A 24,737-nucleotide genomic window follows, 5' to 3' on the forward strand; every position below is an offset into this window, starting at 1 on the left:
AAGAGGGGGCCGAGCCCCCGGCCACGTCGCCGACCTCTGCAACGGAACGGGCCGTATTCCAATGCCACGCTGCGGGCACCGTTTCCCGGCAGGGGCTGCGCATATCGGTAAAGCCAGCCCCTGCCGCAGAGGAATTCTTTTCCGCAAGCCCTCGCCAATCCCCAATTTGATGGTTCCCACCGCCGCCGCGCGGATCTATACGGAGCCCGTTTGAACCGCCGGCAAAAGGACAGGTGAGCAATGGCTAACGTGGTCGTCGTGGGCGCCCAGTGGGGCGACGAAGGCAAGGGCAAGATCGTGGACTGGCTCTCGGAGCGGGCCGACGTGGTCGCGCGCTTCCAGGGGGGCCATAATGCAGGCCATACGCTCGTCATCGACGGCAAGGTGTTCAAGCTGAACGCCCTGCCCTCCGGCGTGGTGCGCGGCGGCAAGCTGTCGGTGATCGGCAACGGCGTGGTGCTCGACCCCTGGCACCTGGTGAAGGAGATCGCGACGATCCGCGAACAGGGCGTGGAGATCACCCCCGAGACGCTGATGATCGCCGAGAACACCCCGCTGATCCTGCCGATCCACGGCGAGCTCGACCGCGCCCGCGAGGAAGCGGCCAGCAAGGGCACCAAGATCGGCACCACCGGCCGCGGCATCGGCCCGGCCTACGAGGACAAGGTCGGCCGCCGCTCGGTGCGCGTCGCAGACCTCGCCGATCCGGCGACGCTGGAGACCCGTGTCGACCGCGCCCTGCTGCATCATGACGCGCTGCGCCGCGGCCTCGGCCTCGAGCCGGTCGACCGCGCCGCGCTGCTGGCCGCGCTGAACGAGATCGCGCCGCAGATCCTCGAGTACGCCGGCCCGGTCTGGAAGCTGCTCAACGAGAAGCGCCGCGCCGGCAAGCGCATCCTGTTCGAGGGCGCCCAGGGCGCGCTGCTCGACATAGACTTCGGCACCTATCCCTTCGTGACCTCCTCGAACGTGATCGCCGGCCAGGCGGCCACCGGCACCGGCATCGGCCCGGGCGCGATCGACTTCGTGCTGGGCATCGTGAAGGCCTACACCACCCGCGTCGGCGAGGGCCCCTTCCCGACCGAACTGGATGACGAGGACGGCAACCGCCTCGGCACCCGCGGTCGCGAGTTCGGCACCGTCACCGGCCGCAAGCGCCGCTGCGGCTGGTTCGACGCGGTGCTGGTGCGCCAGACCTGCGTGACCTCGGGCGTCAACGGCATCTCGCTGACCAAGCTCGACGTGCTGGACGGCTTCGAGACCATCAAGATCTGCACCGGCTACGAGCTTGATGGCGAAGTGCTCGACCACCTGCCTATCGCCACCGAGGAACAGCTGCGCTGCAAGCCAATCTACGAGGAGATGGAAGGCTGGTCCGAGTCGACCGAGGGCGCCCGCAGCTGGAACGATCTGCCCGGCGCCGCGGTGAAATACGTCCGCCGCATCGAGGAGCTGATCGGCTGCCCGGTGGCGCTGCTCTCGACCTCGCCCGAGCGGGACGACACCATCCTCGTCACCGACCCCTTCGCGGACTGAGCCCGGTATGGCCCTCAGCTACAAATCCCGCCGCCGCTGGTCGCTGGTGATCCTGCTGGTGGGCCTGCCGCTCTACATCGTCGCGGCGGTGAGCGTGGTGAACGCGCTCGGCCGCCCGCCGATCTGGCTGGAGTTTCTGGTCTACGTCTTCCTCGGGTTCCTCTGGATGCTGCCCTTCAAGTTCGTCTTCAAGGGTGTCGGCAAGGAAGACCCGGAGGCGGAGCCGCCGCGCGAAGACTGAAGCTCGCGCCAGAAGGTGCCTATTTGACGAACAATGAAAGGGCGCGGCCACCGAGGCCGCGCCCTTTTTTGCCTATCAGTTCACGCAACGGGAGCCGGGTAAGCGCCTGCCCGTGGGGTGGCGCACTGCCACTCGGCATCGGCATTCTATCTTTGCCAGCTCCGCATGAACTTCGAGCACTGCGCAAGGGTGACTAAGCGCCAGCCCGCGCTCGCCCAGCGGCGTCGCCTTGCTTCCGGGCGAGCGAAATCCCAACGAAAAAGGGCGCCGAAACCGGCGCCCTTTCCCAAACTTTCAGGCGATCCGCCTCAGACCTTGCCCTTGCCGCTGGCGAAGATGCACAGCAGGGTGATCGCCGCGGCGAAGAGCACGTAGTACCCCACGTAGGCCAGCCCGTAGTTGCTCTGCAGCCAGGTCGCGATATAGGGCGCGAGCGAGGCGCCGAAGATGCCGGCGAAGTTGAAGGTGATCGACGAGCCGGTGTAGCGCACGCGGGTCGGGAAAGGCGCCGCCAGCGCGGTGCCGATCAGACCGTAGGTCATGCCCATCAGCGCCATGCCCAGCGTCACGAAGCCCATGATCCGCATCTCGTTCTCGACCATCAGCACCGGCACGAGGAAGCTGAACACGCCGATCAGGATGGTGGTCAGCGTCAGGATCTCTCGGCGGCCGAAGCGCTCGGCCAGCTTGCCGGCCAGCGGGATGAAGGCGCCGAAGACCACCGAGCCCCAGATCTGGATCGCCAGCGCGTCGGTGAAGGGGATCTTCACGACCTTGACGTTGTAGCTCAGCAGGTACGCCGTGCAGATGTAGAAGAGCACGAAGGTCGCCAGCGCCACGAAGGTGCCGAGCACGATCGAGACCTTGTGGTTCTTGAACAGCTCGACCGCGGGCACGGCGACACGCTCTTCGTTGTCGATGGCCTTCTGGAAGTCCGGCGTCTCTGTGATCGACAGGCGCACCCAGAGGCCGACGGCGATCAGCAGCAGCGACGAGATGAAGGGAATCCGCCAGCCCCAGCTCAGGAGCGCCTCTTCGCTCATGAAGTGCAGCAGGATCCAGAACAGGCCCGACGAAAGGAACAGGCCCAGCGGCGCGCCGAGCTGCGGGAACATGCCGTACCAGTTCTTCTTGCCCTCGGGCGCGTTCTCGGTGGCCATGAGCACCGCCCCGCCCCATTCGCCACCAAGACCGAAGCCCTGGCCGAAGCGGCAGAGCGCCAGCAGCAGAGGCGCGATCACGCCGATGCTCTCGTAGCTCGGCAGGAAGCCGATCACCACGGTCGAGATGCCCATGGTCAGCAGCGCCGCGACCAGCGTCGCCTTGCGGCCGATGCGGTCGCCGAAGTGCCCGAAGACCAGCGCGCCGAAGGGGCGCGCGAAGAAGGCGATGGAGAAGGTGGCGAAGCTCGCCAGCAGCGCGGTCATCGGATCGCTGTTGGGGAAGAACAGCGTCGGGAAGACCAGCACGGCGGCGGTCGCATAGACGTAGAAGTCAAAGAATTCGATGGTGGTGCCGACGAGGCTCGCCGTCAGGACCTTGGCCGGGGAGTTCAGTGCCGGCGTGGCCCCGGCGCGCGGCGCGTCATAGGCTGCGTCTGAGAGGGACATTTTATTTCGTCTTTCATTGCGTCAGGAACAGCTTTGTTCCGAGATGGGATCGGTTAACGCAATCAGCAGGCGGGTGTAACCCGAGTGCCCGACTGTTTTCGTCAGCCCCGCCATGCGCTTGGCGCATAGCAAGGACGCCGAACCCGCCAAAACCGGAGGTTTTGGCCGCAAACATCGCGAATTATTCCCCTAGGTCAGCCGGTTGGCGGCACAGCCAAGCGGCACGCAACAAAATTACCGGGAACTTCCGCGCTCGCGCGGTGCCTCTACACCATCGCAGCGCGGCGCCTTCAGTCCTTGTCGGCCTCGAGCGCGTAGCGCTTGAACAGCCCGCCCTGCGTCATGAAGAAGACGAAGACCGCCGCGGTGAGGCCGAAGGTCTTGAAGTAGACCCAGCTCTCGGTGCTCATCGTGCGCCAGACGATCTCATTGAGCACCGCCAGGCCGAAGAAGAAGGCGCAGATACGCTTGGTGAGGATCATCCAGCCCTCTTCCTGCAACGGCATCAGCCCCTCCATCACCTTGCGCAGGTAGCTTTCGCCGCGCAGGATCCCGGCGAGCAGCGCGAAACCGAAGAGCAGGTAGATCAGCGTCGGCTTCATCTTGAAGAAGCGCTCGTCGTTGAGCCAGACCGAGAGCCCGCCGAAGACCACGATCAGCACCGCGGTGACCACCTGCATCGCCGAAAGATGCCCGGTCAGCTTCCACAGCAGCCCGGTGCAGAGCAGCATCAGCGGGATGAACCCGGCGGTGACCACGACAAAGCCCTGATACTCGCGCCCGCCGATCATGTAGGTGTTGTCCTTCAGCAGCAGGTAGGCCGCGAAGAAGGCCAGCACCGGCCCGAATTCGAGCGCCGACTTGAGGAAGGGGTTGATCTGCTTCGTGGCCATGCGGGTCTCCTTGTGCGAGAGCAGAGATAACCTCGCGGCGACGGCTTCTCAATGGCGGAACTGCCCCGCCCGCCGTCTCGTTGATCACGGACCAGCGGAGGAGACGTGATGATCGAGGACATGCTGAACGAATTCCGGGGCACCTTCTCGGTGATCGCCCCGGCAAGCGCCTTTGCCCGGCTGCTCGCGGCCATCGTGCTGGCGGGGCTGATCGGGCTCGAACGCGAACGGCGCGGCAAGCCCGCCGGCCTGCGCACCCATATCCTCGTGTCGGTCGCCGCCTGCCTCTTCGTGCTGCTGGGCCTCGAACTCGCCGCCATGGACTTCGGTGGCTCGGACGAGCAGCGCAACGATCCGCTGCGGATGATCGAGGCGGTGACCGCCGGTGTCGCCTTTCTTGCCGCCGGGCTGATCTTCACCTCGGGCGGCAAGGTCCGCAATATCACCACAGGCGCCTCGCTCTGGCTCGCGGGCGCCGTGGGACTGGGCTGCGGCGCGGGGCAGATGCCGCTCGCCGCCATGACAACGGTGATCGTGCTCGTGGTGCTGACGCTGCTGCGCTTAGTCGAGAACAGGATGGGCTGGAGCGAGGAGTAACCCCCGCCCCTCCCGGGTTCAGCCCTTCTCGAGACCGGTCAGCGCCGCCGCGAACTCCTCGGGATCGAAGGGCTGCAGGTCATCGATCTGCTCGCCGACGCCGATGGCGTGGATCGGCAGGCCGAACTTGTCGGCCAGCGCCACCAGCACGCCGCCGCGCGCGGTGCCGTCGAGCTTGGTCATCACCAGACCCGAGACATCCGCCACCTGCTGGAAGATCTCCACCTGCCGCAGCGCGTTCTGCCCGGTGGTCGCGTCCAGCACCAGCAGCGTGTTGTGCGGCGCGTCAGGGTCCTTCTTGCGGATCACGCGGACGATCTTGGCCAGTTCCTCCATCAGGTCCGCGCGGTTCTGCAGGCGCCCGGCGGTGTCGATCATCAGAAGGTCCGCCCCCTCGGCCTGCGCCTTGGTCATCGCGTCGAAGGCGAGGCTCGCGGGGTCAGAGCCCTCGGGCGCGGTCAGCACCGGCACCCCGGCGCGGTCGCCCCAGATCTGCAGCTGCTCGACGGCGGCGGCGCGGAAGGTGTCCCCGGCGGCGATCACCACCGATTTGCCCGCGGCGCGGAACTGGCTGGCGAGCTTGCCGATGGTCGTGGTCTTGCCCGAGCCGTTGACGCCCACCACAAGCACCACCTGCGGCTTCTTGGCATAGAGCGGCAGCGGCTTGGCGACCGGGTCCATGATGCGCGCCACCTCGGCCGAGAGCAGCTGCTTGATCTCCTGCGTCGAGACGCGCTTGCCATAGCGCCCCTCGGCGATGTTCGAGGTGACCCGCAGCGCGGTATCCACGCCCATGTCGGACTGGATGAGCAGCTCCTCGAGGCTCTCGATCATCTCGTCGTCGAGCGCGCGGCGCACCACCGGCGCGGCCGGCTGGCCCTTGCCGAAGAGCCGACCGATGAGACCGCCGCCGCGCGGCTGCTGCGGGACCTCCGGATCCTGCACCGGCTCCGGGATCTCCAGCGGCGCGGGCATCGGCGACGGGTCCGCGGGCGGCATCACCGGCGCCTCCTGCGGCGCGGGCTGCGGATCGGCGGGCGGCGGCGCCTGCGGTGTTTCCGGTGCGGGCTGCGGGTCCGGCTCGGGCAGCGGCGGCGCTTCGGGCTCCGGTGCGGGCGGTGTCTCCTGCGGCGGCGCCGGGGGCACTTCCTCCGGCACGGGCGGGGTCTCCGGCGCGGGTGCGGGCGGCGTCTCGGGGGCCGGCGGCGGCACGTCCGGGCCGGGGGTTTCCGGCGCCGGGGGCTCGGCGGGAGGCTGCGCCGGGGTCTGCGGCTCCTCGGGCGTTTCGGGAGCCGGTGCGGCGGCATCTTCCGTGCCGCCCTCCTGGACGATCGCGTCCAGCCCTTCCTCGAGCTTCGAGGAGGATTTGAAAAGCTTGCTCTTGAGCTTGCCGAAGAAGGACATGGCTGGACCTCTCTCTGCCTTTGCTTCCACCTAATACGCGCCGCGCGCGGATAAAAGTGTGAGTTGACCTTTCCGCGTCGCGCGGCCTTCATGGGGCCATGTTGCGGGCCGTGTTTTTCCTCGTCCTCCTGCTCGCCCCGCCGATGCTGCGGGCCGATCCTCTCCATCCCCATGCCAGCCCGCCGGAGCCCGGCACGCTCTGCTCTCCCGGCGCCTTCGGACCGGTGCAATGCATCCGGCCCTCGCAGTTCGTCCACGACACCTGCCAGGCGATCGAGCATTTCGCGCAGCGCAACGGTCTCGACCCCGGCTTCTTCGCGCGGCTGATCTGGCAGGAGAGCCGGTTCAACCCCAACGCCCTCAGCCCGGCCAATGCCCAGGGCATCGCCCAGTTCATCCCCTCGACGGCAAAGCTGCGCGGGTTGAAAGACCCCTACAACCCCGCCGAGGCGCTGGAGTATTCCGCCGAGTACCTCGGCGAGCTGACCCGGCGCTACGGCAACCAGGGGCTGGCGGCGGTGGCCTACAACGGCGGCGAGGCGCGGGCCGACGGGCTGATGGCCCGCAGCGGCGGGCTGGCGCGCGAGACGATCAACTACGTGGCGATCATCACCGGGCTCGCCGCCGAAACCTGGCGCGACACCCCGCCCGACACCCATGATTTCCGGCTGCAGGGCGACAAGCCCTTCCGCCGGGCCTGCCACGAGCTGGCCCGGCACCGCACGCTGACGAAATATCCCGAGGCCCGGCCGCCGCTGCATCCCTGGGGCGTGCAGATGGCCTTCGGCACCACGCAGGACCGGGCGCTTGCGCAATTCCGCCGCCGGGCGCAGGCCTGCCCCGGCGCCGTCGGCGGCGAGGCGCCCGAGCTGGTCTGGCAGAAGAGCCCCGCCAGCCCGCGCGGCGGCTACTGGATGGCGCGGATCGGGCGTGACGGGCGCGCCGAGGCGGCCAAGCTCTGCACGCAACTCAGGCAATCGGGCTGCATCTGCGCCGTCTACAAGAATTCCTGATCTTGCCCGGGGCCACGCATGCCCCCCGCGCAGGCCGGCACGCCCGCGACTTTCTCAACGTTCCCATAGCCTTCCGGCCTACCGGCACGCCTCCGCCGATCTCCGCGCTCGCCACGGGCCGCGCCGCTTCACCCTTCCCCAAAGGCCCCGGCTCTGGCAGTCTGCAGGCATGATCCGCCTCATGCTCCTGCTGTGCCTGCTCGCCAGCCCCCTTGCCGCCGCCCAGCCGATGAGCGCCGCGGAATTCGAGGCCTATGTCACCGGCAAGACGCTCTACTTCGGCAGCGAGGGCGCCGCCTACGGGGTCGAGGAATACCTGCCGGACCGCCGCGTGCGCTGGTCGTTTCTCGACGGCGACTGCAAGGAGGGGCACTGGTACGCCGACGCGCAGATGATCTGCTTCGTCTACGAGGACATGAACATCCCGCAATGCTGGAGCTTCTTCCGCGAGGGGAGCGGGCTGCGCGCGGTCTTCGAGAACGATCCGCAGAACACCGTGCTCTACGAGGCGCAGCAGAACGACGAGCCGATGCTCTGCTACGGCCCCGACACCGGCGTCTGAGGCGCGGCGCCGCCCCGCCCCCCTTCGTCTAGACGAAAATATCCCGGGGGAGCCGCGCGCGGCGCGGCGGGGGCAGCGCCCCCTCCGACCCGACCTGCGCGCCCCTGGCACTCGGTGGCAGAGCCTCCGCCCTCAGCCTCAGCCTCAGAACAGGCTGCCCTGCTCCGGCGCCTTGGCCTTCTTCGGTTTGCCCGAGCCGCCGCCGCCGATCTTCATCCGCCCGTCGGCGAATTCGATCTCCAGCCCGGCGGCTTCCTTGGCAGCGGCCGAGGTGGTCAGCACCTGCCCGCCCTCGCCGCGCACCACGGCGTAGCCGCGCGCCAGCGTGCCCTTGTAGCTCAGCGTCTGCAGCAGCCGGTCGAGCCCGTCGAGACGGTCGCGCGGCGCCTCGACCCGGCGCGCACCGGCATCGTCGAGCCGCTTGCCGAGCGCCTTCAGCCGATCGCCCCCGAGCGCGATCTCGCGCTGAATGGGACGGATCGAGAGCCGGTCGGCGCGACGGCCCAGCGCCTCGGCGCGGGTGGCGAGCATGCGGCTCAGCAGCCCCGGTCGCAGCGCCCCGGCGGGCTGCGACAGCGCCAGCCGGCGCCGGTCGACGCCGCGGATCAGCGCCTGCGGCAGCCGGTCCGACAGCAGGTCGAGTCTCTGCCGCGGCTGGTCCAGAAGCGTCTCGGCCCGTGGCATGGCCCGCGCCAGATCCCGCAGGCGCTGACCACGTACCTCCAGCCGATGTGTCAGCGCCCGCGTCAGGCGCATCTGCCCCTCGCCCGCCCGCGCCAGCAGCTCCATGCGCACCGGCACGGCCATTTCCGCGGCGGCGGTGGGGGTGGGTGCGCGCTTGTCCGAGACAAAGTCGATCAGCGTGGTGTCGGTTTCGTGGCCGACCGCCGAAATCAGCGGGATCTGCGAGGCGGCGGCGGCGCGCGCCACGATCTCCTCGTTGAAGCCCCAGAGATCCTCGACCGAGCCGCCGCCGCGCGCGACGATCAGCAGGTCGGGCCGCGGCAGCGCGCCGCCCGGTGTGAGCTTGTTGAACCCCTCGATGGCGCGGGCCACCTCGGGGGCGCAGTTCTTGCCCTGCACGGCCACAGGCCAGATCAGCACCTTGCGCGGGAACCGCTCGCGCAGGCGATGCAGGATGTCGCGGATCACCGCCCCAGACGGCGAGGTGACCACGCCGATGATCTCGGGCAGGAAGGGCAGCGGCTTCTTGCGTTCGGGATCGAAGAGCCCCTCGGCCTGCAGCATGGCCTTGCGCTTCTCCAGCATGGCCATCAGCGCGCCGAGCCCGGCGGGACGCATGTCCTCGATGATGATCTGGTAGCGGGACTGCCCGGGATAGGTGGTCAGCCGCCCGGTGGCGATCACTTCCATCCCCTCCTCGGGCTGCATGTCGAGCTTGGAGGCGACACCGCGCCAGACGATGCCCGAGATCACCGATTTGTCGTCCTTGAGATCGAGGTAGAGATGCCCCGAGCGCGGCCGCGAGATGCGCCCGAGCTCGCCGCGCACCCGCACGAATCCGAACTCGCCCTCGATCACCCGCTTCACCGCGCCGGAAAGCTCCGAGACGGTGAATTCCGGCATGTTGCCGTTGCCGGCGTCCTCGGGGGTGTCGTCTTCGAAAAGGTCCATGGTGCCCGTCTTGTCTTGCCCTGAGTGCCCTGTCCGGGCTGCAACGCCCGCGTTGCCCCCAGAGTAGCGCCGCGCGGCGACAAGGGAAAGGCGGGCGGCCCGGGAAACGCTGTGAAGCGGCCCGCCCTGCCTTCTTGCCACAAGCCCCCGCCCCCGCTAGGAAGCCCGCGATCCTTACCTTGAGAGAGCGGGCCCCATGAACATCCTCATCCTCGGCGGCGGCGGTCGCGAACATGCCCTCGCGTGGGCGGTCATGCAGAACCCCAAGTGCGACAAGCTGATCGTCGCCCCGGGCAATGCCGGCATCGCGCAGATCGCCGAATGCGCCACGCTCGACGTCGAGGACGGCGGCGCGGTGGCGGAATTCGCCGGGGAGAACGCCATCGACCTCGTCATCGTAGGCCCCGAGGCGCCGCTTGCCGCGGGCGTCGCCGACCGGCTGCGCGAGGCCGGCGTGCTGGTCTTCGGCCCGTCCAAGGCCGCGGCCCGGCTCGAGGCGTCGAAGAGCTTCACCAAGGAAATCTGCGACGCCGCCAAGGCGCCGACCGCCGGCTACGGTCATTTCACCGATGCCGAATCTGCAAAAGCGCATGTCCGGGCGCAGGGCGCGCCGATCGTGGTCAAGGCCGACGGGCTCGCCGCCGGCAAGGGCGTGATCATTGCCGAAACGGTGGCGCAAGCTGAAGACGCCATCGACGACATGTTCGGCGGTGCCTTCGGCGGCGCCGGTGCCGAGGTGGTGATCGAGGAGTTCATGACCGGCGAGGAAGCGTCCTATTTCGTGCTGGTCGACGGCGAGGATGTGCTGCCCATCGGCACTGCGCAGGACCACAAGCGCGTCGGTGAGGGCGACACCGGCCCCAACACCGGCGGCATGGGCGCCTACTCCCCCGCCCCGGTGCTGTCGGACGAGGTGGCGCAGAAGGCCCTGGACGAGATCGTCCGGCCGACCATGGCCGAGATGGCCCGCCGCGGCACCCCCTACCAGGGCGTGCTCTACGTCGGGCTGATGATCGAGAACGGTTTGCCGCGGCTGGTGGAATACAACGTCCGCTTCGGCGATCCCGAGTGCCAGGTGCTGATGATGCGTCTCGGCGGACAGGTGCTCGACCTGCTGCACGCCTGCGCCGAGGGGCGGCTGGCCGAGGCCAAGGTGACCTGGGCCGATGATCACGCGATGACCGTGGTGATGGCCGCCGAGGGCTACCCGGGCGCCTACGAGAAGGGCACAGTGATCGGCGGGCTGGAGGCGCTGCCCGAGGACAGCTTCACCCAGATGTTCCACGCCGGCACCGCCGAGAAGGACGGCAAGATCGTCGCCACCGGCGGCCGGGTGCTGAACGCCACCGCCCGCGGCGCGACGCTGGCCGAAGCGCAGGCCCGCGCCTACGCGCTGGTCGACGCGGTGGACTGGCCGCAGGGCTTCTGCCGCCGCGATATCGGCTGGCGCGCGCTCTGATGCGCGCGCCGTGAGGGGGCGCTGCCCCCTCGCCCGTTCCGGGCTCACCCCCGGCGTATTTGGAAAGAGAAGAAGGGGCGGGTCGCGGTGTGCGGACCGCCCTTGTCGTATCAGTGCGCGTTGGCGTGGTGCCGCATCAGCTCGCACCAGCCCGGTATCCGCTCACAGCGCACGCGGCGCGCGTTGCGGCATCCTCGCAGGGTCAGCCAGAAGCACACCGCGTTGGCTCACGCATTTCCCCTGAAGGCGCCTCCCGTAGTCCGCCGCCCCGCGGTGCGGGTCAGCCTGCGGGCAGGGTGATCACCTCGGTGGGGGTGACGATCATGTCGAGCGGTGCATCGGTGGCCTCGAGCGGGATGCGCTCGGCCTCCTGCTCGGCATAGGCGAAGCCGATGGCCAGCGTCGGGCGCGCGGCGCGCAGCCCCTCGAGCGTGCGGTCGTAGAAGCCGCCGCCGTAGCCGAGCCGGTGGCCGCCCCGGGTGAAGGCCAGCAGCGGCACGATCAGGATCTCGGGGACGAGGAACTCCGGCGCCTCGGGGATCATCGCGCCGAAGGCACCGGGCACCAGGACCATGTCGGGCTCCCAGCGGGCGAAGCGCAGCCGCTGGCCCATGCCCTCGATCACCGGGATCGCCACCGGACCATGCGCCGCCGCCTCGGCCATGGCAGGCAGCGGGTCGATCTCGGAACGGATCGGCATGTAACCCGAGAGCGGCACGCCGCGGTAGCCGGCCAGCACCGAACTCAGCACGCCCGCCGCCGCGCCGGGATCGGCGGCATGCGCCGCCTTGCGGCGCGCCCCGGCGGCGGCGCGGGCGGCGCGCTTGTCCTCGGCGAGGCTCACAGCAGCACCGCCTGCGCCAGACCGAGGAAGGCGAAGAAGCCGACCACGTCGGTGACCGTGGTCACGAAGGTGCCAGAGGCCAGCGCCGGGTCGACCTTGAACTTCTCGAGCACCACCGGCACGGCGATGCCCGCCAGCCCGGCCACCACGAGGTTGATCACCATCGCCGCGGCGATGACCACCGCCAGCATGGCGCTGCCGAACCAGAGATATTCGAGAACCCCCATCACCAGTGCGAAACTGAGCCCGTTGATCAGCCCGACCATCAGCTCGCGCCCGATCACCCGCCAGACGTTGGCGCTGGTGAGGTCCTTGGTGGCCAGCGCGCGCACCGCCACGGTGAGCGACTGGGTGCCGGCGTTGCCGCCCATGGAGGCGACGATCGGCATCAGCACCGCCAGCGCCACGAGCTGGCCGATGGTGTCCTCGAACTGCGCGATGACCAGCGAGGCGAGGATCGCGGTCAGCAGGTTCACCGCCAGCCACGGCAGGCGCTGCCGGGTGGTCTCGAGCACGCTGTCGGAGATCCGGCTCTCGTCGCCGACACCGGCGAGGCGCAGGATGTCCTCCTCGTGTTCCTCGTCGAGCACGGTCATCGCGTCGTCGATGGTGATCACGCCGACCAGCCGCTCGTTCTCGTCGACCACCGGGGCCGAGATCAGGTGATACTGGTTGAAGGCATAGGCGACCTCGGCCTCGGGCCGCGTCACCGGGATCACGTGGAAGGTCTCCTCGACCAGCGATTTCAGCAGCACCTCGCGGCGCGCCGCCATCAGCTTGCCGAGCGTGACATTGCCCACCGGGCGCAGCTTCGGGTCGACCAGGATGATGTGGTAGAACTGCTCGGGCAGATCCTCGGAGCTGCGCAGGAAGTCGATCGCCTCGCCGACGTTCCAGTGCTCGGGGGCCATCACCACCTCGCGCTGCATCAGGCGGCCGGCGGAGTATTCGGGGTAGGTCAGCGATTTCTCGACCGCCACCCGGTCGCTGTCCTCGAGCACCTCGAGGATGGCGTCCTGCTGCTCCTGGTCGAGGTCTTCGAGCAGGTCGACCACATCGTCGGAATCGAGCTCGCGGACGGCGTCGGCCAGCACCTCGGGGGTCAGGCCGCGGATCACCTCCTCGCGGATCGACTCGTCGAGTTCCGAGAGGATCTCGCCGTCGAACTCCTTGTCGTAGAGCTTGATCAGCCGCGTCCGGTCGTAAGCGTTGATCTGCTCGAGAAGGTCGGCGATGTCGGCCGCGTGCAGCGGCTCCATCAGCTCGACGAGCTGCTCCCGATCGCCCACATCCACCGCGTAGAGGATGGCCGAGACCACCTTGCGCTCGAGCGGGTTGGTTTCGTCGTCCTGGGTCTCTTCCGCCGCCGGGTTGCCGGTCTCTTCGGTCATGCCTGCCCCATTGAATGCCGTTCGCGCAAACCTTAGGGGATTGCGGGAACGAGCAACAGAGGCGCATTGCGCTTGACCTTGGCCGCCCGCATCCTAGGCCGGCCGCAGACAAGAGACTTTCCATGACCCTGCCCGCCTCCAAGACGCTTCACCTGGGCCAGACCCTGAGTTTCGCCGCCTCGCCCTTCGACGAAGGCCCGGAGGCGGCGCGCTTCGAGAGCGCCGGCGCGCTGCTGGTCGAGGGCGGCATGATTCGCGAAACCGGAAGCGCCGCGGGGCTGCGGGCGGCGCACCCCGAGGCAGAGGTGGTGGATCATGGCGCGGCGCTGATCGTGCCGGGCTTCGTCGATGCCCATGCGCACTACCCGCAGACGCCGATGATCGCGAGCTGGGGCAAGCGGCTGATCGACTGGCTGAACCACTACACCTTCCCGACCGAGGCGCGCTTTGCCGACCGCGCCTACGCCGACGAGATCGCCGGGCGCTACCTCGACCTGTTGCTGGCGCATGGCACCACCTCGGTCTGCTCCTATTGCACCATCCACCCCGAGTCGGTGGAGGCGCTGTTCTCGGCCGCCGCGGCGCGCGGCATGCGGGTCTTCGCAGGCAAGACCTGCATGGACCGCGACACCGCCCCCGAATTCCTGCGCGACAGCGCGCAATCGGCCTATGACGACAGCAAGGCGCTGCTGGAGCGCTGGCACGGCAAGGGCCGCGCCGAATATGTCATCACCCCGCGCTTCTCGCCGACCTCGACGCCCGAGCAGTTGCAGGCACTCGGCGCGCTCTGGGCCGAGCATCCGGAGGTGCTGATGCAGACCCATCTGTCGGAGCAGACCGACGAGATCGCCTGGGTGAAATCGCTCTACCCGCAGGCGCGCGACTACCTCGACACCTACGAGGCCTACGGGCTGCTGGGGGAACGCGGCCTCTACGGCCACGCCATCCATCTGGAGCCGCGCGAACATGCGCGGCTGAAAGAGGTGAACGCGGCGCTGGTGCATTGCCCAACCTCGAACACCTTCATCGGCTCGGGGCTTTTTGACATGGACGGGCTGACCAAGGCAGGGATGCGGGTCGGGCTGGCCACCGACACCGGCGGCGGCTCGTCCTTTTCCATGCTGCGCACCATGGCGGCGGCCTATGAGGTGGCGCAGCTGCGCCACCGCCCGCTGCACCCGGCGGAACTGCTGTGGCTGGCGACGCAGGGCTCGGCGATCGCGCTGATGGCCGAGGACCGGATCGGCAATCTTGCGCCCGGGCTCGAGGCGGACTTCACCGTGCTCGACCTCGCCTCCACCCCGGCCATCGCGCAGCGCGCGACCAGCGCCGAGGACATCTGGGAGGCGCTCTTCCCGACCATCATGATGGGTGACGACCGGGCGGTAAGCGCCACCTACGTGGCCGGGAAACGGATGCTCTGACGCTCTTGGTCGGGGTGTGTCGTCCGCCCCGACGGTCGCAACCGCCCTATTTCCGCACGCCCATGACCAGCGTCCAGTAGCGGCCGGTCTGCGCGAGGCCGAATTCGCGCACATCGGTGCGCAGCATGGCGGCGCGGTGCGAGGAGGACTTGGCCCAAAGCTCCATCGCGCTGTCGATGCCGAGCGGGGTCATGGCGACGTTTTCCGAGACGTGGCGGTACGGGTAGCCCTGCGCATGCGCGCGCGCCCCGACCCGGCTGCCGTTGCTGCCCACGTGGCTCATCTTGTTCATCCGCGCCATGTCGTCGGAATGGACCTGTGCCGCGCGCTGCAGCTGCGCCGAACGGGTCAGCGGCGCGAGCCCCTGCGCCCGCCGCCAGCCGTTGAAGGCCGCGGCGGCCTCGGCCTGCGAGCTCTGCACCACCTGCGCGGGCGCGCGGCGCAGCTCGTAGATGCTTGCCCCCTCGACCTGTCCACGCGCCGCGGGCTGGCTGGCCACGGGCACCGCCCTAGCCGCCGGCGATGCCGCTCCGGGTTGCACACGCACGTCGACGCAGGCGGCAAGCGTCAACGGCAGCAGGGTCAGGGCAAGCCACGCGGGCAGGTTCATGGGCGCTCTCCGGAAAGTCAGGTTGTCCCGATAGATGGCGCAGAGAGGCCGATCCGGCAAGCGCCGACGGCGCCGCGCTCTCTTCACGCTCGGCGGATCACTTCACCCGCGCCACAACCATGGCCCAGTAATTGCCCGAGCCCGCGATGCCGTATTCCTTCACGTCCTCCATCAGCATGTTGGACAGATGCGGCGGCGAGTTTGTCCAGATCTCCATCGCGCCGCCCAGCCCCCGGCGGGTCACGGCGATGTTCTCGGCGCCGCGCCGCAGATTGTAGCCCCGGCGCTTGATACGGTCGCCGATGGTGCTGCCGTCGCTGCCGATATGGGTCATCTCCTGCATGCGCGCCATGTCCCTGGCATGGCCCTGTGCCACCTTCTGCAAGGTGGGCGAATAGCTCAGCGGCGCCAGGCCGTTGCGCGCGCGCAGCGCGTTGAGCTGCGCCCCCGAGGGATTCTCGAGAAACCGCGCCGGCTCTCCGCCGGTGTCGGTCTGCGGCAGGGGCACCACCACGCAGGCGGTCAGCGTCGGGACAAGCGACAGGGGCAGAAGGATCGCGGTCCGTCTTCGCATATGGGTCTCCGGTTGCGCCCAAGTTTGATCCCCGATGGCACCACTGCCGGGAGACAAGATTGCTCAGGGGCGCTCAGCCGAGCCCGGCCAGTGTCCGCGCCATTTCCCTATGTCGGGTTAATGCGGCTTCGATGTCTATGGTTGCAATGCGCCGGTCGCGCACAACCTGGCGCCCCTCGACAAAGAGGTGCCGCACCTTCTGCGGCCCTGCAAGCAGAAGCGCCGCCGGGTCCCAGGAACCGGCGCTTTCCAGCCCGCTCACGTCCCACAGCGCGAGGTCCGCGCGCATGCCGACGGCGACCTGCCCGCAATCATGGCGCCCCAGCACCTCGGCACCACCGCGCGTCGCCACCCGCAGCGCCGCCCGGGCGCTCATCGCGTCGGCGCCGTTCTGCACCCGCTGCAGCAGCATCGCCTGCCGCGCTTCGCCGATCAGGCTGGCCATGTCATTGCTGGCCGAGCCATCGACACCGAGCCCCACGTTCACCCCCGCGTCCAGCATCGCCCGCACCGGCGCGATGCCCGAGCCGAGGCGGCAGTTGGAACAGGGGCAATGCGCAACGCCGGTGCGCGTGGCGGCGAAGAGGTCGATCTCCTGCCCGTCGAGCTTCACGCAGTGGGCGTGCCAGACGTCGGGGCCGGTCCAGCCGAGGTCCTCGGCGTATTGCCCCGGGCGGCAGCCGAATTTCTCCAGAGAATAGGCCACGTCCTCGTCGTTCTCGGCGAGGTGGGTGTGCATCATCACCCCCTTGTCGCGGGCCAGGATGGCGCTGTCGCGCATCAGCTCGCGGCTCACCGAGAAGGGCGAACAGGGCGCGACGCCGACGCGCACCATGGCGCCCTCCGAGGGGTCGTGGAAAGCGTCGATCACCCGGATGCAGTCCTCGAGGATGGCCCCCTCGTCCTCGACCAGCGAGTCCGGCGGCAGACCGCCCTTGCTGACGCCGATGCTCATGCTGCCGCGGGTGGCATGGAACCGCACGCCGAGATCCTCGGCGGCGGCGATGCTGTCATCCAGCCGCGCGCCGTTGGGATAGAGATAGAGGTGGTCCGAGCTCAGCGTGCAGCCCGAGAGCGCCAGTTCCGCCAGCCCGACCTGCGCCGAGACGTAGAACTCTTCGGGGCCGAAGCGCTCCCAGATCGGGTAGAGCGTCTGCAGCCAGCCGAAGAGCAGCGCATCCTGCCCGCCCGGCACCGCCTTGGTGAGCCCCTGGTAGAGATGGTGATGGGTGTTCACCAGCCCCGGCGTAACCACGCAATGACGCGCATCGACGATCTCGCCCACGGTTTCCAGCCGCGGGCCGATGCCCGCAATCACCCCGTCGCGCAACAGGATGTCGGCCTCCGAAAGCTCGGTCTCGGCATCGTCCATGGTCAGGACGGTGCGCGCGTTGCGGATCAGGATTTCGCTCATTTCGGGCCTCCTCGCGTGGGTTCTGCCACCCTGCCCCTTCGGGGCAGCGAAGGAAAGGCTGGCCCCGCGCGAGGCTGTTTCGGGATTTGCCGAAGAATGAAGGAGGCGGGCCCTCAGCCGTTCAGCAGCGCCATCGCCTCGGCATGGATCTCGGCGTTCGCGGCGGCAAGCACCTGCCCGCCCTCGTGCACCTTGCCGCCCTGCCAGTCGGTGACCAGACCGCCCGCGGCCTCGATCACGGCGATCGGCGCCTGGATGTCATAGGGCTGCAGCCCGGCCTCGATCACCAGGTCGATCTGCCCCGCCGCGAGCAGCGCGTAGGCGTAGCAATCCATGCCGTAGCGGATCAGCCGCGCCTGCGCCGCAACCCGGCGAAACGCCTCGGCCTCGGCCTCGGTGCCGACCTCGGGGAACGTGGTGAACAGGATCGCCTCGGCCAGCGGCCGCGCCGCGCGCGCGCGCAGCGGACGGGTGCCCAGCGGGCCGGACCACGTGGCACGCCCAAGGCCGCCCTCGAAACGCTCTGCGGTATAGGGTTGGTCGATCACCCCCAGCACCGGGCCGGAGGCATCCGACAGGGCGATCAGCACCCCCCAGGTCGGCGTGCCCGACAAGAAGCCGCGGGTGCCGTCGATCGGGTCGAGCACCCAGGTCAGGCCGCTCTCGCCCGCCGCGCGGCCATATTCCTCGCCGAGGATGGCATCCATGGGGCGCCGCGCCGCCAGCACCTCGCGCATCGCCTGCTCGGCGGCGCGGTCTGCGACGGTGACCGGATCGAAGCCTTCGGACAGCTTGTTCTCCGCGCCGAGCCCGTCGGCGCGGAAATGCGGCAGGATCGCCGCGCGCGCGGCCTCGGCCAGCTCTGCGGCGGTTCGCCAGAGCTCGTCGGCCAGCTCTGCAGAGATGTCTGCGGAAATGTCGGTGGAAGTCTCAGCCATGACGGCCCCCTGCTGCGCGGTCCTACCGGATCCAGCTATCGCAGGGGGCGCTCAGGCTCAAGCGACGTCGGAGAGAACCCGCGCCAGCTCGAACAGGCGGCGGCGCTGGTTTTCCGGGATCGCGTAGTAGGAGCGCACGAGGTCGAGCGCTTCTTTGTCGCCGAGGATGTCGGCAGGCATCGCCGGGCTCGCGGGCGCGGCCTCGGCATCGCCGGATTGCTGTTCGCTCTCGATGCCTTCGAAGAAGAAGCTCACCGGCACCTCGAGGGCATCGGCAATGTCCCACAGGCGAGAGGCGCTGACTCGGTTCGCACCGGTCTCGTACTTTTGGATCTGCTGAAACTTGATGCCGACATGTTCGGCCAGCTGCTGCTGTGTCATACCAACAAGCCAGCGGCGGTGACGAATGCGTTTACCCACATGCACGTCCACGGGATGCGTCATCGTATTTTCCTTTCACTCGCCCTGTGCAAAAAACCAGAGCACCAACAAAAATCCGACCGCTCACAGCAGCGGCCGGAGCCACACTTTTAACGTGAACAAAAGCTACCTTGCTTATCCGAGTTAGATCAAGTGAGTTGCGCCGCAGGCGATGAGCGTCGGAGGGGCGTTGCACTCCGTGGTTGTAAATCCAAACAATGACTTAACGTCGCTTCCCGCGCGTTCACATTTTTGCCAAGTTCTTCCCGGCGCAGCGATAAATTTGGGCGCTTCCAGCACAAACCTATACCGAGGGATATGTAATGCTAGCCTATCGGATTGACTCGCAGGGCACCCTTCCGAATCTCACCGAGACGGCCATTCCGGCCCCCGGAGAGGGCGAGATTCGCCTCCGGATCGAGGCTTGCGGCCTCAATTTCGCCGATCTTCTGATGATCGAGGGACGCTATCAGGACACGCCGGAGCCTCCTTTCACCCTTGGGATGGAGGTCGCCGGGGCGGTCGACGCGGTGGGTCCCGGGGTCAGCGGGCTGCGCCCCGGCGACCGCGTCGCGCTCTTCGGCGGTCAGGGCGGGCTCGCGGAATACGGCGTCTTCGACGCGGCGCGCGCGGTGCCCCTGCCCGACACGATGAGCAGCACGGTCGCCGCCGGTTTTCAGATTGCTTATGGCACCAGCCACCTCGCCCTCGACCACCGCGCCCGGCTGCAGCCCGGCGAGACGCTGCTGGTGCTCGGCGCGGCCGGGGGCGTCGGCCTCACCGCGGTGGAGATCGGCAAGATGATGGGCGCGCGGGTGATCGCCTGCGCGCGCGGGCCGGAGAAGCTCGAGGTCGCGCGCCGCGCCGGGGCGGATCACCTGATCGATGCCCGCGAGGCCGACATCCGCGCCGAGGTGAAGGCCCTTGGCGGCGCCGACGTGGTCTATGACGCGGTCGGCGGGGCGCAATTCGACGCCGCCTTCCGCGCCTGCAACCCCGAGGCCCGCATCCTGACCATCGGCTTCGCCAGCGGCACCGTCCCGCAGATCAAGGCCAACCACCTGCTGGTCAAGAACCTCACCGTGATGGGGCTCTACTGGGGCGGCTACCTGAAGTTCCGCCCCGAGGCGCTGACCGGCTCGCTGGCGCAACTCTTTGCCTGGCACGCCGAGGGAAAGCTGCACCCGCACGTCAGCCACGTGCTGCCGCTGTCGCGCGTGGCGGAGGGGCTCGAGCTGCTGCGCAGCCGGGCCTCCACCGGCAAGGTGGTGATCGAGATCCCCGGCTGAGCCCTATTCCGCCGCCATCTCCGGGCGGCGGCGCAGGCTGCAGAACTCGCTGCGCAGCATCTCCTGCAGCGGCTCTATGATCTGCGGCTTGGCGCCCGAGCCGTAGAGGCAGATCTTCTGCAGCCCGAGGTCCGGCAGCACCCCCTGCGGGATCATCTCGAAATGCTGCGGCGCGTGGCCTTCGAGGATCGGCGTCACCGCAAGGTCCGCCGAGACCGAGACCTCGATGGTCCGGTCCATCTCGGAATCCACCGCCAGCTCCCAGTCCAGCCCCTCGCGCTCCATCTGCGCGATGGCCACCGGCCGGAACCCGCAGCGGCGCGAGAAGGCGATGCGCAGCGGCTTGCTGCGCCAGGCGGTGCCATCCGGTGCGCCGAACCAGCGCAGCGGCACCTCGAGCAGCGCCTCGCCGCCCTCGCCCGGCGCACTCTCGGTGGTCAGGATCACGTCGATCGCGCCGCGCGCGAACTGCTCCTTCAGGTCGGTCGTATACGAGCTGATCAGCTGCACCCGCACCCGCGGGTAGTCGCGCTGCATACGCTTCATGATACGCGGGATCACCGGGTAGACGATGTCATGCGGCACGCCGAGTACGATCTCCCCCTCCCAGTCCTGGCGGGTGAGCCGGGCGTAGATCTCGTCGTTCATCTCGACCATGCGGCGGGCGTATTTCAGCAGCTGCTCGCCGGCGGGGGTGAGCGCCACGCCGCGCCCCGAGCGGTCCAGCAGCGCCAGTCCCAGCATCTCCTCGAGCCGCTTGAGCTGCATCGAGACCGCCGATTGCGTCAGGTTCAGGAACCCGGCCGCGCGGGTCACCCCGCCGGAATCCGCCACCGCCACGAAGGAGCGCAGGGTCGTCAGGTCGAGATTTCGCATACATCAAGCTCCGTGATGAATAGCTTCAGGATCATTCGTTTTACAGATTTCCTGAAGAGCAGCATAAACCATCACACAGCAACATGGAAACACCGAGACACATCAGCATATGTGAAGGATAAGCTCATGCCCCGTGATATCGCCCTCCCCCGCGCCCGGATCCGTCACCGCCCGCTGCGCCGCGCCACGCGCCTGGCGCGCTTCATCGACCTGCTCGGCCTCGCCCGCCAGCGCCGCAAGCTCGCCGAGCTCGACGATCATCTGCTGCGCGACCTCGGGCTGACCCGGCGGCAGGCGCTGGAAGAAGCCAAGCGCGGCTTCTGGGACGCCCCGGGCCACTGGCGCAACTGAGTTCCCTGCAACCCCCTCGCGCCATTCCGCTTTTCGGGCCGCTCCCCCGGGGCCCGCACTGCCCTCTTCGCCGACGCCCTTCCGCGGGCCGCACGAAGAGGGCATTTTTAGTTCAGAAACAGTCTCTTTTGCGCATCGCCCGTCTTGAAATGGGCAAAGGTGCTGCCAATATCGAAGCGGAACAGTTATCTTTAGGCTGCACATATTCAACTCGGAGGACACGACCCGATGGCAGACTTGAACACAATCCGGACCCACGGCGCGGCGGGCGCACGCGCGGCCCAGATTGACGCGGGGCTCCGCGCGCACATGAACAAGGTCTACGCGACCATGTCCGTGGGCATGCTGCTGACCTTCGCAGTCGCCTGGGCCGTGGGCACGAGCCCGAACCTTCTGGCGGTCTTCCGCGACCCGGCGACCCTGCAGCCGAACATCCTCGGCTGGATCGTCATGTTCGCCCCGCTGATCATGGTCTTCGCCTTCGGCGCGGCCCTCAACCGCCTGTCCGCCGCCGGCGCGCAGCTGTTCTTCTACGCCTTCGCGGCGGTGATGGGCCTGTCGCTGAGCTGGATCTTCGTGGCCTTCACCGGCTTCTCGATCGCCCAGGTCTTCCTGGTGACCGCGATCGCCTTTGCCGGCCTCTCGCTCTGGGGTTACACCACGAAGAAGGACATCTCCGGCTGGGGTTCGTTCCTGATCATGGGCGTGATCGGCATCCTGGTCGCCTCGATCATCAACATCTTCCTCGGCTCGCCGGCGATCTACTTCGCCATCTCGATCCTGGGTGTGCTGATCTTCGCCGGCCTGACCGCCTATGACACGCAGAACATCAAGAACACCTACCTCCAGCACGCCGCCCACGGCGACAGCGAATGGCTCGCCAAGTCGGCCATCGTCGGCGCGCTGAACCTCTACATGGACTTCATCAACCTGTTCATGTTCCTGCTGCAGCTGCTCGGCAACCGCGAGTAATCGCGCCGCCGGCACCGGCATCCCGGCCCCGCCAGACCCCAGGGTTTGGCGGGGCTTTTCTTTGGCGATTTGCAATATCGGCGCCCGGCGGCTCAGAGCGACACGGAAACCTCGCCGGGCAGCAGCTCGGCGGCCATGAGCCCGCGCAGCGAATTGCCGATCCAGAGCCGTTTCGCACGCTGAAGGTCGGCAAGGCTCACCCTTGCCTCGGCAAAGGCCCCCTCCTCCAGCAACGTCTCGCGCAGAACTCCCGGCAAGAGGCCGGACGACAGCGCGGGCGTCACCCGCGCGCCGTCTTCACGCTCCAGAAAGACATTCGTGTAAGCCCCTTCGCAGAGCGCGCCGTAGGTGTTGAGGAACAGCAGCTCGTCCACTCCCTCGGGCCGCGCCTTCAGCGCCGCGTCGTAGAGCGCGCGCGCGGTCGTCTTGTGGCGCAGCAGCGCGTCATCAGGATCGAGCCGCGCCGCACAGAGCATCACCCGTGTCCCCGCGGGGACAGAGGCCTGATCGAAGGGCGCCGAGGTGATCTCGATATCCCCGGCCCGCCCGACCGTCAGCCGCAGCCGCCGCGGTCCGTCAGCTTGAAACCCGGACAGCGCCGCCTCCAGCGTGGCGCGCTCCATAGAAATGCCGAGCGCCACGCAGCTTCGCAGACAGCGCGCCACATGGCGGGCGCCGCGCAGCGCGCCGCGCCCCGGCTCCCAGCGCAGGGTCTCGATCAGCCGCAGCTCGGGGCTCAGCCCTTCTGCAGCAATCCGGTCAGGAATCGGGCTTTCCACAGCGCCTCCTCGTATTCCGCCTCGCAGGTGCTGTCCTGCACGATACCGCCGCCGACGCCCAATAGCGCACGGCCCGCGCCGGTCACCGTCAGCGTGCGGATCGCCACGTTGAACTCCGCCGACCCATCCGGCGCCATCCAGCCGAGCCCGCCACAATAGACCCCGCGGCGCCAGCGCTCGAGCCGGTGGATGGCCTTCATCGCCGCGATCTTCGGCGCGCCGGTGATCGACCCGCAAGGGAAGATCGCCCGCAGGAGATCAGGCACCGTGGGCCTGGCCTCGAACTCGGCCACCACGCGCGAGACCATCTGGTGCACCGTGGCGTAGCGCTCGACCTTCAGCAGCTCGGGCACCTTCACGCTGCCCGGCCGCGCCAGCCGCGACAGGTCATTGCGCATGAGATCGACGATCATCACGTTCTCGGCCCGGTTCTTCTCGTCCGCCGCCAGCGCCTCGCGCAGCGCGTCATCCTCGGCCGGAGTGGCGCCCCGCGGGGCGGTGCCCTTCATCGGCGCGACCTCGATGCGCCCCCCGGCGTCCAGCCGGAAGAACAGTTCAGGCGAGCAGGACAGGAGCGTTTCACCCCCAAGCTGTGCAAAGCCGCCGTGCCCCACCGGCTGGTAAGCCCGCAGCGCCGCCCAGAGCGCCTCGGGCGCGCCCTCGAAGCGGGCCTCCACCGGCATGGTCAGGTTGACCTGGTAGAGATCCCCCGCCGCCAGCATCTCCTTGACCTCTTGGAAAGCCGCGGCATAGCGATCGCGGGTCCAGAGCGGCGTCACCTCGGTGACCCGCGCGCGCTGTCCCTGCATCTCCGTAAGCGCCGCCGAGGCGTCCTGCGGGCCGTCGAAGACGCCGAATTGCAGCAGAGGGGCGCCGGGCTCCCAGAGGTGCGCCAGGGAGGGCTCCAGCGCGAATCCCAACTCGTAGGCGGCATAGCCTGCGACCCAGAACCCCGCCGCCCGGGCCTGCTCGAGCCGCGCGAGGGCGACCAGCGCCCCGGCGGGGCTGGAGGCGGTGACCAGCTCACGCGGACGGTCGAAGAGCGCCGGTGCGCCACCCGGCCCCGCCTCAAGAATGATCCGTGTCTCGTTCATCGCCGCACCAGGTCGCCGCATCCTGGCGCGACCCCTAGCAGAGCGCCGGGGCGCGCGCGAGGGGCCAATGCGCAGCAAAAAGGGCCGTCCCCGCGGGGACGGCCCTGAGTGGTTTCTGCAGGGTCTCGGCGACCGCTTCGGCGCCGCCGCCCTACTCAGTTCAACGCAAGTTCGGTCCGGGCCGGGGCGCTGGTCACGGTGACCGCATCCGCGCTGCGCTCGAAACGGTAAGAGACGCCCGAGACGCCCGGCAGGCCGAAGGTGGTGCTGTCGCCATCCTCGAGGCGCATGGCGAGGCGCAGCGGCTCGGCGCCGGCGCGCTCGGTGTAGACGGCCACGACCTCGATTCCGGCCGCGTCGGCGGGCTGGGTGTAGATGGACATGTCCACGGTGCCCTCGCGCAGGGTGCCGCCGGCGAGCGGCTCGGAGAGGGTCAGCGACGCCGCGGAGGCAGCCATGGGAAGCGACATGGGAAGGGCGATGGCCAGGGCGGCCAGGAGGGGAGCTTTGATCATTTCGGTCTCTTTCAGGTCTGCGCGGAGCGCGCCGGGAGGAAGGACCGCGACTCGTGCGGCCAAATTTCTGCGATGCAGAATTTCACGAAAGAGAGAGCCGGAAAACCCACGTGTCGGAATGCCCGACATGCAGCGAAATCAATGCGTTAGCTGTATACTATGGGCCACTTTGGCATACGAAGGACGGCAAGTGCCTCGGAAAACAGGCAAAATCGCGCCCGCCTGCCCCAGCCCTCGGAGCCGAGGCTTGCAAGCGGTCCGTCGAAACGACAAGAGCCGCGCGGTTTCCCGTGCGG

The 24,737-nt window shown here is 68.6% G+C and carries 25 protein-coding genes; 10 read left to right on the forward strand and 15 right to left on the reverse strand.

Features of this window, described 5'->3' with window-relative positions; all coding sequences use genetic code 11:
• Nucleotides 1–240: 240 nt before the first annotated feature.
• Together LC039_RS07530 and LC039_RS07535 are read left to right on the forward strand one after the other, a co-directional pair.
• Nucleotides 241–1,536, forward strand: coding sequence for an adenylosuccinate synthase (locus LC039_RS07530; RefSeq protein WP_226622806.1), 1,296 nt, complete (start codon nt 241–243; stop codon nt 1,534–1,536).
• 7 nt (nt 1,537–1,543) lie between these two features.
• Nucleotides 1,544–1,777: a DUF2842 domain-containing protein gene (locus LC039_RS07535; protein WP_226622807.1), complete on the forward strand. Its 234-nt coding sequence runs from the start codon at nt 1,544–1,546 to the stop codon at nt 1,775–1,777.
• Nucleotides 1,778–2,085: 308 nt separating this feature from the next.
• Here the strand turns inward: LC039_RS07535 and LC039_RS07540 are convergent, their stop codons facing one another.
• Nucleotides 2,086–3,387 carry an MFS transporter gene (locus LC039_RS07540; RefSeq protein ID WP_226622809.1) on the reverse strand — a complete coding sequence of 434 codons (1,302 nt, stop codon included), beginning with the start codon at nt 3,385–3,387 and terminating at the stop codon, nt 2,086–2,088.
• A 290-nt stretch (nt 3,388–3,677) separates the two neighbouring features.
• Nucleotides 3,678–4,280, reverse strand: a complete 603-nt coding sequence (locus tag LC039_RS07545; RefSeq protein ID WP_226622811.1) for an inner membrane-spanning protein YciB — start codon at nt 4,278–4,280, stop codon at nt 3,678–3,680.
• Between the two features lie 108 nt (nt 4,281–4,388).
• Here LC039_RS07545 and LC039_RS07550 point away from each other — a divergent pair, with 108 nt between their 5' ends.
• Nucleotides 4,389–4,877 carry an MgtC/SapB family protein gene (locus tag LC039_RS07550; RefSeq protein ID WP_226622817.1) on the forward strand — a complete coding sequence of 163 codons (489 nt, stop codon included), beginning with the start codon at nt 4,389–4,391 and terminating at the stop codon, nt 4,875–4,877.
• 18 nt (nt 4,878–4,895) lie between these two features.
• On the opposite strand, the gene ftsY is transcribed toward LC039_RS07550, so the two are convergent.
• Nucleotides 4,896–6,281, reverse strand: a complete 1,386-nt coding sequence (gene ftsY / locus LC039_RS07555) for a signal recognition particle-docking protein FtsY (RefSeq protein WP_226622819.1) — start codon at nt 6,279–6,281, stop codon at nt 4,896–4,898.
• Between the two features lie 110 nt (nt 6,282–6,391).
• Between ftsY and LC039_RS07560 the strand changes: the two genes are divergently transcribed.
• Together LC039_RS07560 and LC039_RS07565 are read left to right on the forward strand one after the other, a co-directional pair.
• The gene (locus LC039_RS07560; protein WP_226622820.1) at nt 6,392–7,294 is read left to right on the forward strand and encodes a lytic transglycosylase domain-containing protein; all 903 of its coding nucleotides are present in this window, start codon (nt 6,392–6,394) and stop codon (nt 7,292–7,294) included.
• A 169-nt stretch (nt 7,295–7,463) separates the two neighbouring features.
• Nucleotides 7,464–7,856: a hypothetical protein gene (locus tag LC039_RS07565; RefSeq protein ID WP_226622822.1), complete on the forward strand. Its 393-nt coding sequence runs from the start codon at nt 7,464–7,466 to the stop codon at nt 7,854–7,856.
• A 144-nt stretch (nt 7,857–8,000) separates the two neighbouring features.
• On the opposite strand, the gene xseA is transcribed toward LC039_RS07565, so the two are convergent.
• Nucleotides 8,001–9,491, reverse strand: coding sequence for an exodeoxyribonuclease VII large subunit (xseA, locus tag LC039_RS07570; RefSeq protein ID WP_226622824.1), 1,491 nt, complete (start codon nt 9,489–9,491; stop codon nt 8,001–8,003).
• Nucleotides 9,492–9,687: 196 nt separating this feature from the next.
• Between xseA and purD the strand changes: the two genes are divergently transcribed.
• Complete coding sequence (gene purD / locus LC039_RS07575; protein WP_226622826.1) at nt 9,688–10,950, forward strand: phosphoribosylamine--glycine ligase; 1,263 nt, start codon at nt 9,688–9,690, stop codon at nt 10,948–10,950.
• Nucleotides 10,951–11,230: 280 nt separating this feature from the next.
• Here purD and LC039_RS07580 read toward each other — a convergent pair whose 3' ends face one another.
• Together LC039_RS07580 and mgtE are read right to left on the reverse strand one after the other, a co-directional pair.
• Nucleotides 11,231–11,794 (reverse strand): 5-formyltetrahydrofolate cyclo-ligase, encoded by a 564-nt coding sequence (locus LC039_RS07580; protein WP_226622832.1) that lies wholly within the window; start codon nt 11,792–11,794, stop codon nt 11,231–11,233.
• Nucleotides 11,791–13,185: a magnesium transporter gene (gene mgtE / locus LC039_RS07585; RefSeq protein WP_226622834.1), complete on the reverse strand. Its 1,395-nt coding sequence runs from the start codon at nt 13,183–13,185 to the stop codon at nt 11,791–11,793. The genes LC039_RS07580 and mgtE overlap by 4 nt, the downstream gene beginning before the upstream one ends.
• 122 nt (nt 13,186–13,307) lie before the next feature.
• Between mgtE and guaD the strand changes: the two genes are divergently transcribed.
• Nucleotides 13,308–14,609, forward strand: a complete 1,302-nt coding sequence (guaD, locus tag LC039_RS07590; RefSeq protein WP_226622836.1) for a guanine deaminase — start codon at nt 13,308–13,310, stop codon at nt 14,607–14,609.
• Between the two features lie 46 nt (nt 14,610–14,655).
• Here guaD and LC039_RS07595 read toward each other — a convergent pair whose 3' ends face one another.
• From LC039_RS07595 to LC039_RS07615, 5 genes are all read right to left on the reverse strand, one after another.
• Nucleotides 14,656–15,219: a CAP domain-containing protein gene (locus LC039_RS07595; RefSeq protein ID WP_226622838.1), complete on the reverse strand. Its 564-nt coding sequence runs from the start codon at nt 15,217–15,219 to the stop codon at nt 14,656–14,658.
• A gap of 97 nt (nt 15,220–15,316) precedes the next feature.
• Nucleotides 15,317–15,793: a CAP domain-containing protein gene (locus tag LC039_RS07600; protein ID WP_226622840.1), complete on the reverse strand. Its 477-nt coding sequence runs from the start codon at nt 15,791–15,793 to the stop codon at nt 15,317–15,319.
• A 73-nt stretch (nt 15,794–15,866) separates the two neighbouring features.
• A complete protein-coding gene (locus LC039_RS07605; protein WP_226622843.1) occupies nt 15,867–17,207 on the reverse strand; it encodes an 8-oxoguanine deaminase in 1,341 nt (446 codons plus the stop codon).
• 113 nt (nt 17,208–17,320) lie between these two features.
• Complete coding sequence (gene hisN / locus LC039_RS07610) at nt 17,321–18,145, reverse strand: histidinol-phosphatase (protein WP_226622845.1); 825 nt, start codon at nt 18,143–18,145, stop codon at nt 17,321–17,323.
• Between the two features lie 57 nt (nt 18,146–18,202).
• Nucleotides 18,203–18,589 (reverse strand): helix-turn-helix domain-containing protein, encoded by a 387-nt coding sequence (locus LC039_RS07615; protein WP_226622846.1) that lies wholly within the window; start codon nt 18,587–18,589, stop codon nt 18,203–18,205.
• 299 nt (nt 18,590–18,888) lie between these two features.
• On the opposite strand from LC039_RS07615, the gene LC039_RS07620 reads away from it, so the two are divergent.
• A complete protein-coding gene (locus LC039_RS07620) occupies nt 18,889–19,854 on the forward strand; it encodes an NADPH:quinone oxidoreductase family protein (protein ID WP_226622848.1) in 966 nt (321 codons plus the stop codon).
• A gap of 3 nt (nt 19,855–19,857) precedes the next feature.
• On the opposite strand, the gene LC039_RS07625 is transcribed toward LC039_RS07620, so the two are convergent.
• Nucleotides 19,858–20,730, reverse strand: coding sequence for a LysR family transcriptional regulator (locus LC039_RS07625; protein ID WP_226622849.1), 873 nt, complete (start codon nt 20,728–20,730; stop codon nt 19,858–19,860).
• A gap of 126 nt (nt 20,731–20,856) precedes the next feature.
• On the opposite strand from LC039_RS07625, the gene LC039_RS07630 reads away from it, so the two are divergent.
• Nucleotides 20,857–21,081, forward strand: coding sequence for a DUF1127 domain-containing protein (locus LC039_RS07630; protein WP_226622851.1), 225 nt, complete (start codon nt 20,857–20,859; stop codon nt 21,079–21,081).
• Between the two features lie 228 nt (nt 21,082–21,309).
• Nucleotides 21,310–22,053, forward strand: coding sequence for a Bax inhibitor-1 family protein (locus LC039_RS07635; protein WP_226622853.1), 744 nt, complete (start codon nt 21,310–21,312; stop codon nt 22,051–22,053).
• Nucleotides 22,054–22,145: 92 nt separating this feature from the next.
• On the opposite strand, the gene LC039_RS07640 is transcribed toward LC039_RS07635, so the two are convergent.
• From LC039_RS07640 to LC039_RS07650, 3 genes are all read right to left on the reverse strand, one after another.
• The gene (locus LC039_RS07640; protein WP_226622854.1) at nt 22,146–22,832 is read right to left on the reverse strand and encodes an aminotransferase class IV family protein; all 687 of its coding nucleotides are present in this window, start codon (nt 22,830–22,832) and stop codon (nt 22,146–22,148) included.
• The gene (locus LC039_RS07645) at nt 22,790–23,947 is read right to left on the reverse strand and encodes an aminodeoxychorismate synthase component I (RefSeq protein WP_226622856.1); all 1,158 of its coding nucleotides are present in this window, start codon (nt 23,945–23,947) and stop codon (nt 22,790–22,792) included. The genes LC039_RS07640 and LC039_RS07645 overlap by 43 nt, the downstream gene beginning before the upstream one ends.
• Nucleotides 23,948–24,081: 134 nt before the next feature.
• Complete coding sequence (locus LC039_RS07650) at nt 24,082–24,441, reverse strand: hypothetical protein (protein ID WP_226622858.1); 360 nt, start codon at nt 24,439–24,441, stop codon at nt 24,082–24,084.
• Between the last annotated feature and the right edge of the window lie 296 nt (nt 24,442–24,737).

It is taken from the genome of Alloyangia pacifica (genome assembly GCF_020524285.1).
In the GTDB taxonomy this organism is placed as follows: domain Bacteria; phylum Pseudomonadota; class Alphaproteobacteria; order Rhodobacterales; family Rhodobacteraceae; genus Salipiger; species Salipiger pacificus_B.

Coding starts and splice junctions, on each gene's coding strand:
- LC039_RS07530 (WP_226622806.1), top strand. CDS start 241: ATGGCTAACGTGGTCGTCGTGGGCGCCCAGTGGGGCGACGAAGGCAAG.
- LC039_RS07535 (WP_226622807.1), top strand. CDS start 1,544: ATGGCCCTCAGCTACAAATCCCGCCGCCGCTGGTCGCTGGTGATCCTG.
- LC039_RS07540 (WP_226622809.1), bottom strand. CDS start 3,387: ATGTCCCTCTCAGACGCAGCCTATGACGCGCCGCGCGCCGGGGCCACG.
- LC039_RS07545 (WP_226622811.1), bottom strand. CDS start 4,280: ATGGCCACGAAGCAGATCAACCCCTTCCTCAAGTCGGCGCTCGAATTC.
- LC039_RS07550 (WP_226622817.1), top strand. CDS start 4,389: ATGATCGAGGACATGCTGAACGAATTCCGGGGCACCTTCTCGGTGATC.
- ftsY (WP_226622819.1), bottom strand. CDS start 6,281: ATGTCCTTCTTCGGCAAGCTCAAGAGCAAGCTTTTCAAATCCTCCTCG.
- LC039_RS07565 (WP_226622822.1), top strand. CDS start 7,464: ATGATCCGCCTCATGCTCCTGCTGTGCCTGCTCGCCAGCCCCCTTGCC.
- xseA (WP_226622824.1), bottom strand. CDS start 9,491: ATGGACCTTTTCGAAGACGACACCCCCGAGGACGCCGGCAACGGCAAC.
- purD (WP_226622826.1), top strand. CDS start 9,688: ATGAACATCCTCATCCTCGGCGGCGGCGGTCGCGAACATGCCCTCGCG.
- mgtE (WP_226622834.1), bottom strand. CDS start 13,185: ATGACCGAAGAGACCGGCAACCCGGCGGCGGAAGAGACCCAGGACGAC.
- guaD (WP_226622836.1), top strand. CDS start 13,308: ATGACCCTGCCCGCCTCCAAGACGCTTCACCTGGGCCAGACCCTGAGT.
- LC039_RS07595 (WP_226622838.1), bottom strand. CDS start 15,219: ATGAACCTGCCCGCGTGGCTTGCCCTGACCCTGCTGCCGTTGACGCTT.
- LC039_RS07600 (WP_226622840.1), bottom strand. CDS start 15,793: ATGCGAAGACGGACCGCGATCCTTCTGCCCCTGTCGCTTGTCCCGACG.
- LC039_RS07605 (WP_226622843.1), bottom strand. CDS start 17,207: ATGAGCGAAATCCTGATCCGCAACGCGCGCACCGTCCTGACCATGGAC.
- hisN (WP_226622845.1), bottom strand. CDS start 18,145: ATGGCTGAGACTTCCACCGACATTTCCGCAGACATCTCTGCAGAGCTG.
- LC039_RS07615 (WP_226622846.1), bottom strand. CDS start 18,589: ATGACGCATCCCGTGGACGTGCATGTGGGTAAACGCATTCGTCACCGC.
- LC039_RS07620 (WP_226622848.1), top strand. CDS start 18,889: ATGCTAGCCTATCGGATTGACTCGCAGGGCACCCTTCCGAATCTCACC.
- LC039_RS07625 (WP_226622849.1), bottom strand. CDS start 20,730: ATGCGAAATCTCGACCTGACGACCCTGCGCTCCTTCGTGGCGGTGGCG.
- LC039_RS07630 (WP_226622851.1), top strand. CDS start 20,857: ATGCCCCGTGATATCGCCCTCCCCCGCGCCCGGATCCGTCACCGCCCG.
- LC039_RS07635 (WP_226622853.1), top strand. CDS start 21,310: ATGGCAGACTTGAACACAATCCGGACCCACGGCGCGGCGGGCGCACGC.
- LC039_RS07645 (WP_226622856.1), bottom strand. CDS start 23,947: ATGCGGCGACCTGGTGCGGCGATGAACGAGACACGGATCATTCTTGAG.
- LC039_RS07650 (WP_226622858.1), bottom strand. CDS start 24,441: ATGATCAAAGCTCCCCTCCTGGCCGCCCTGGCCATCGCCCTTCCCATG.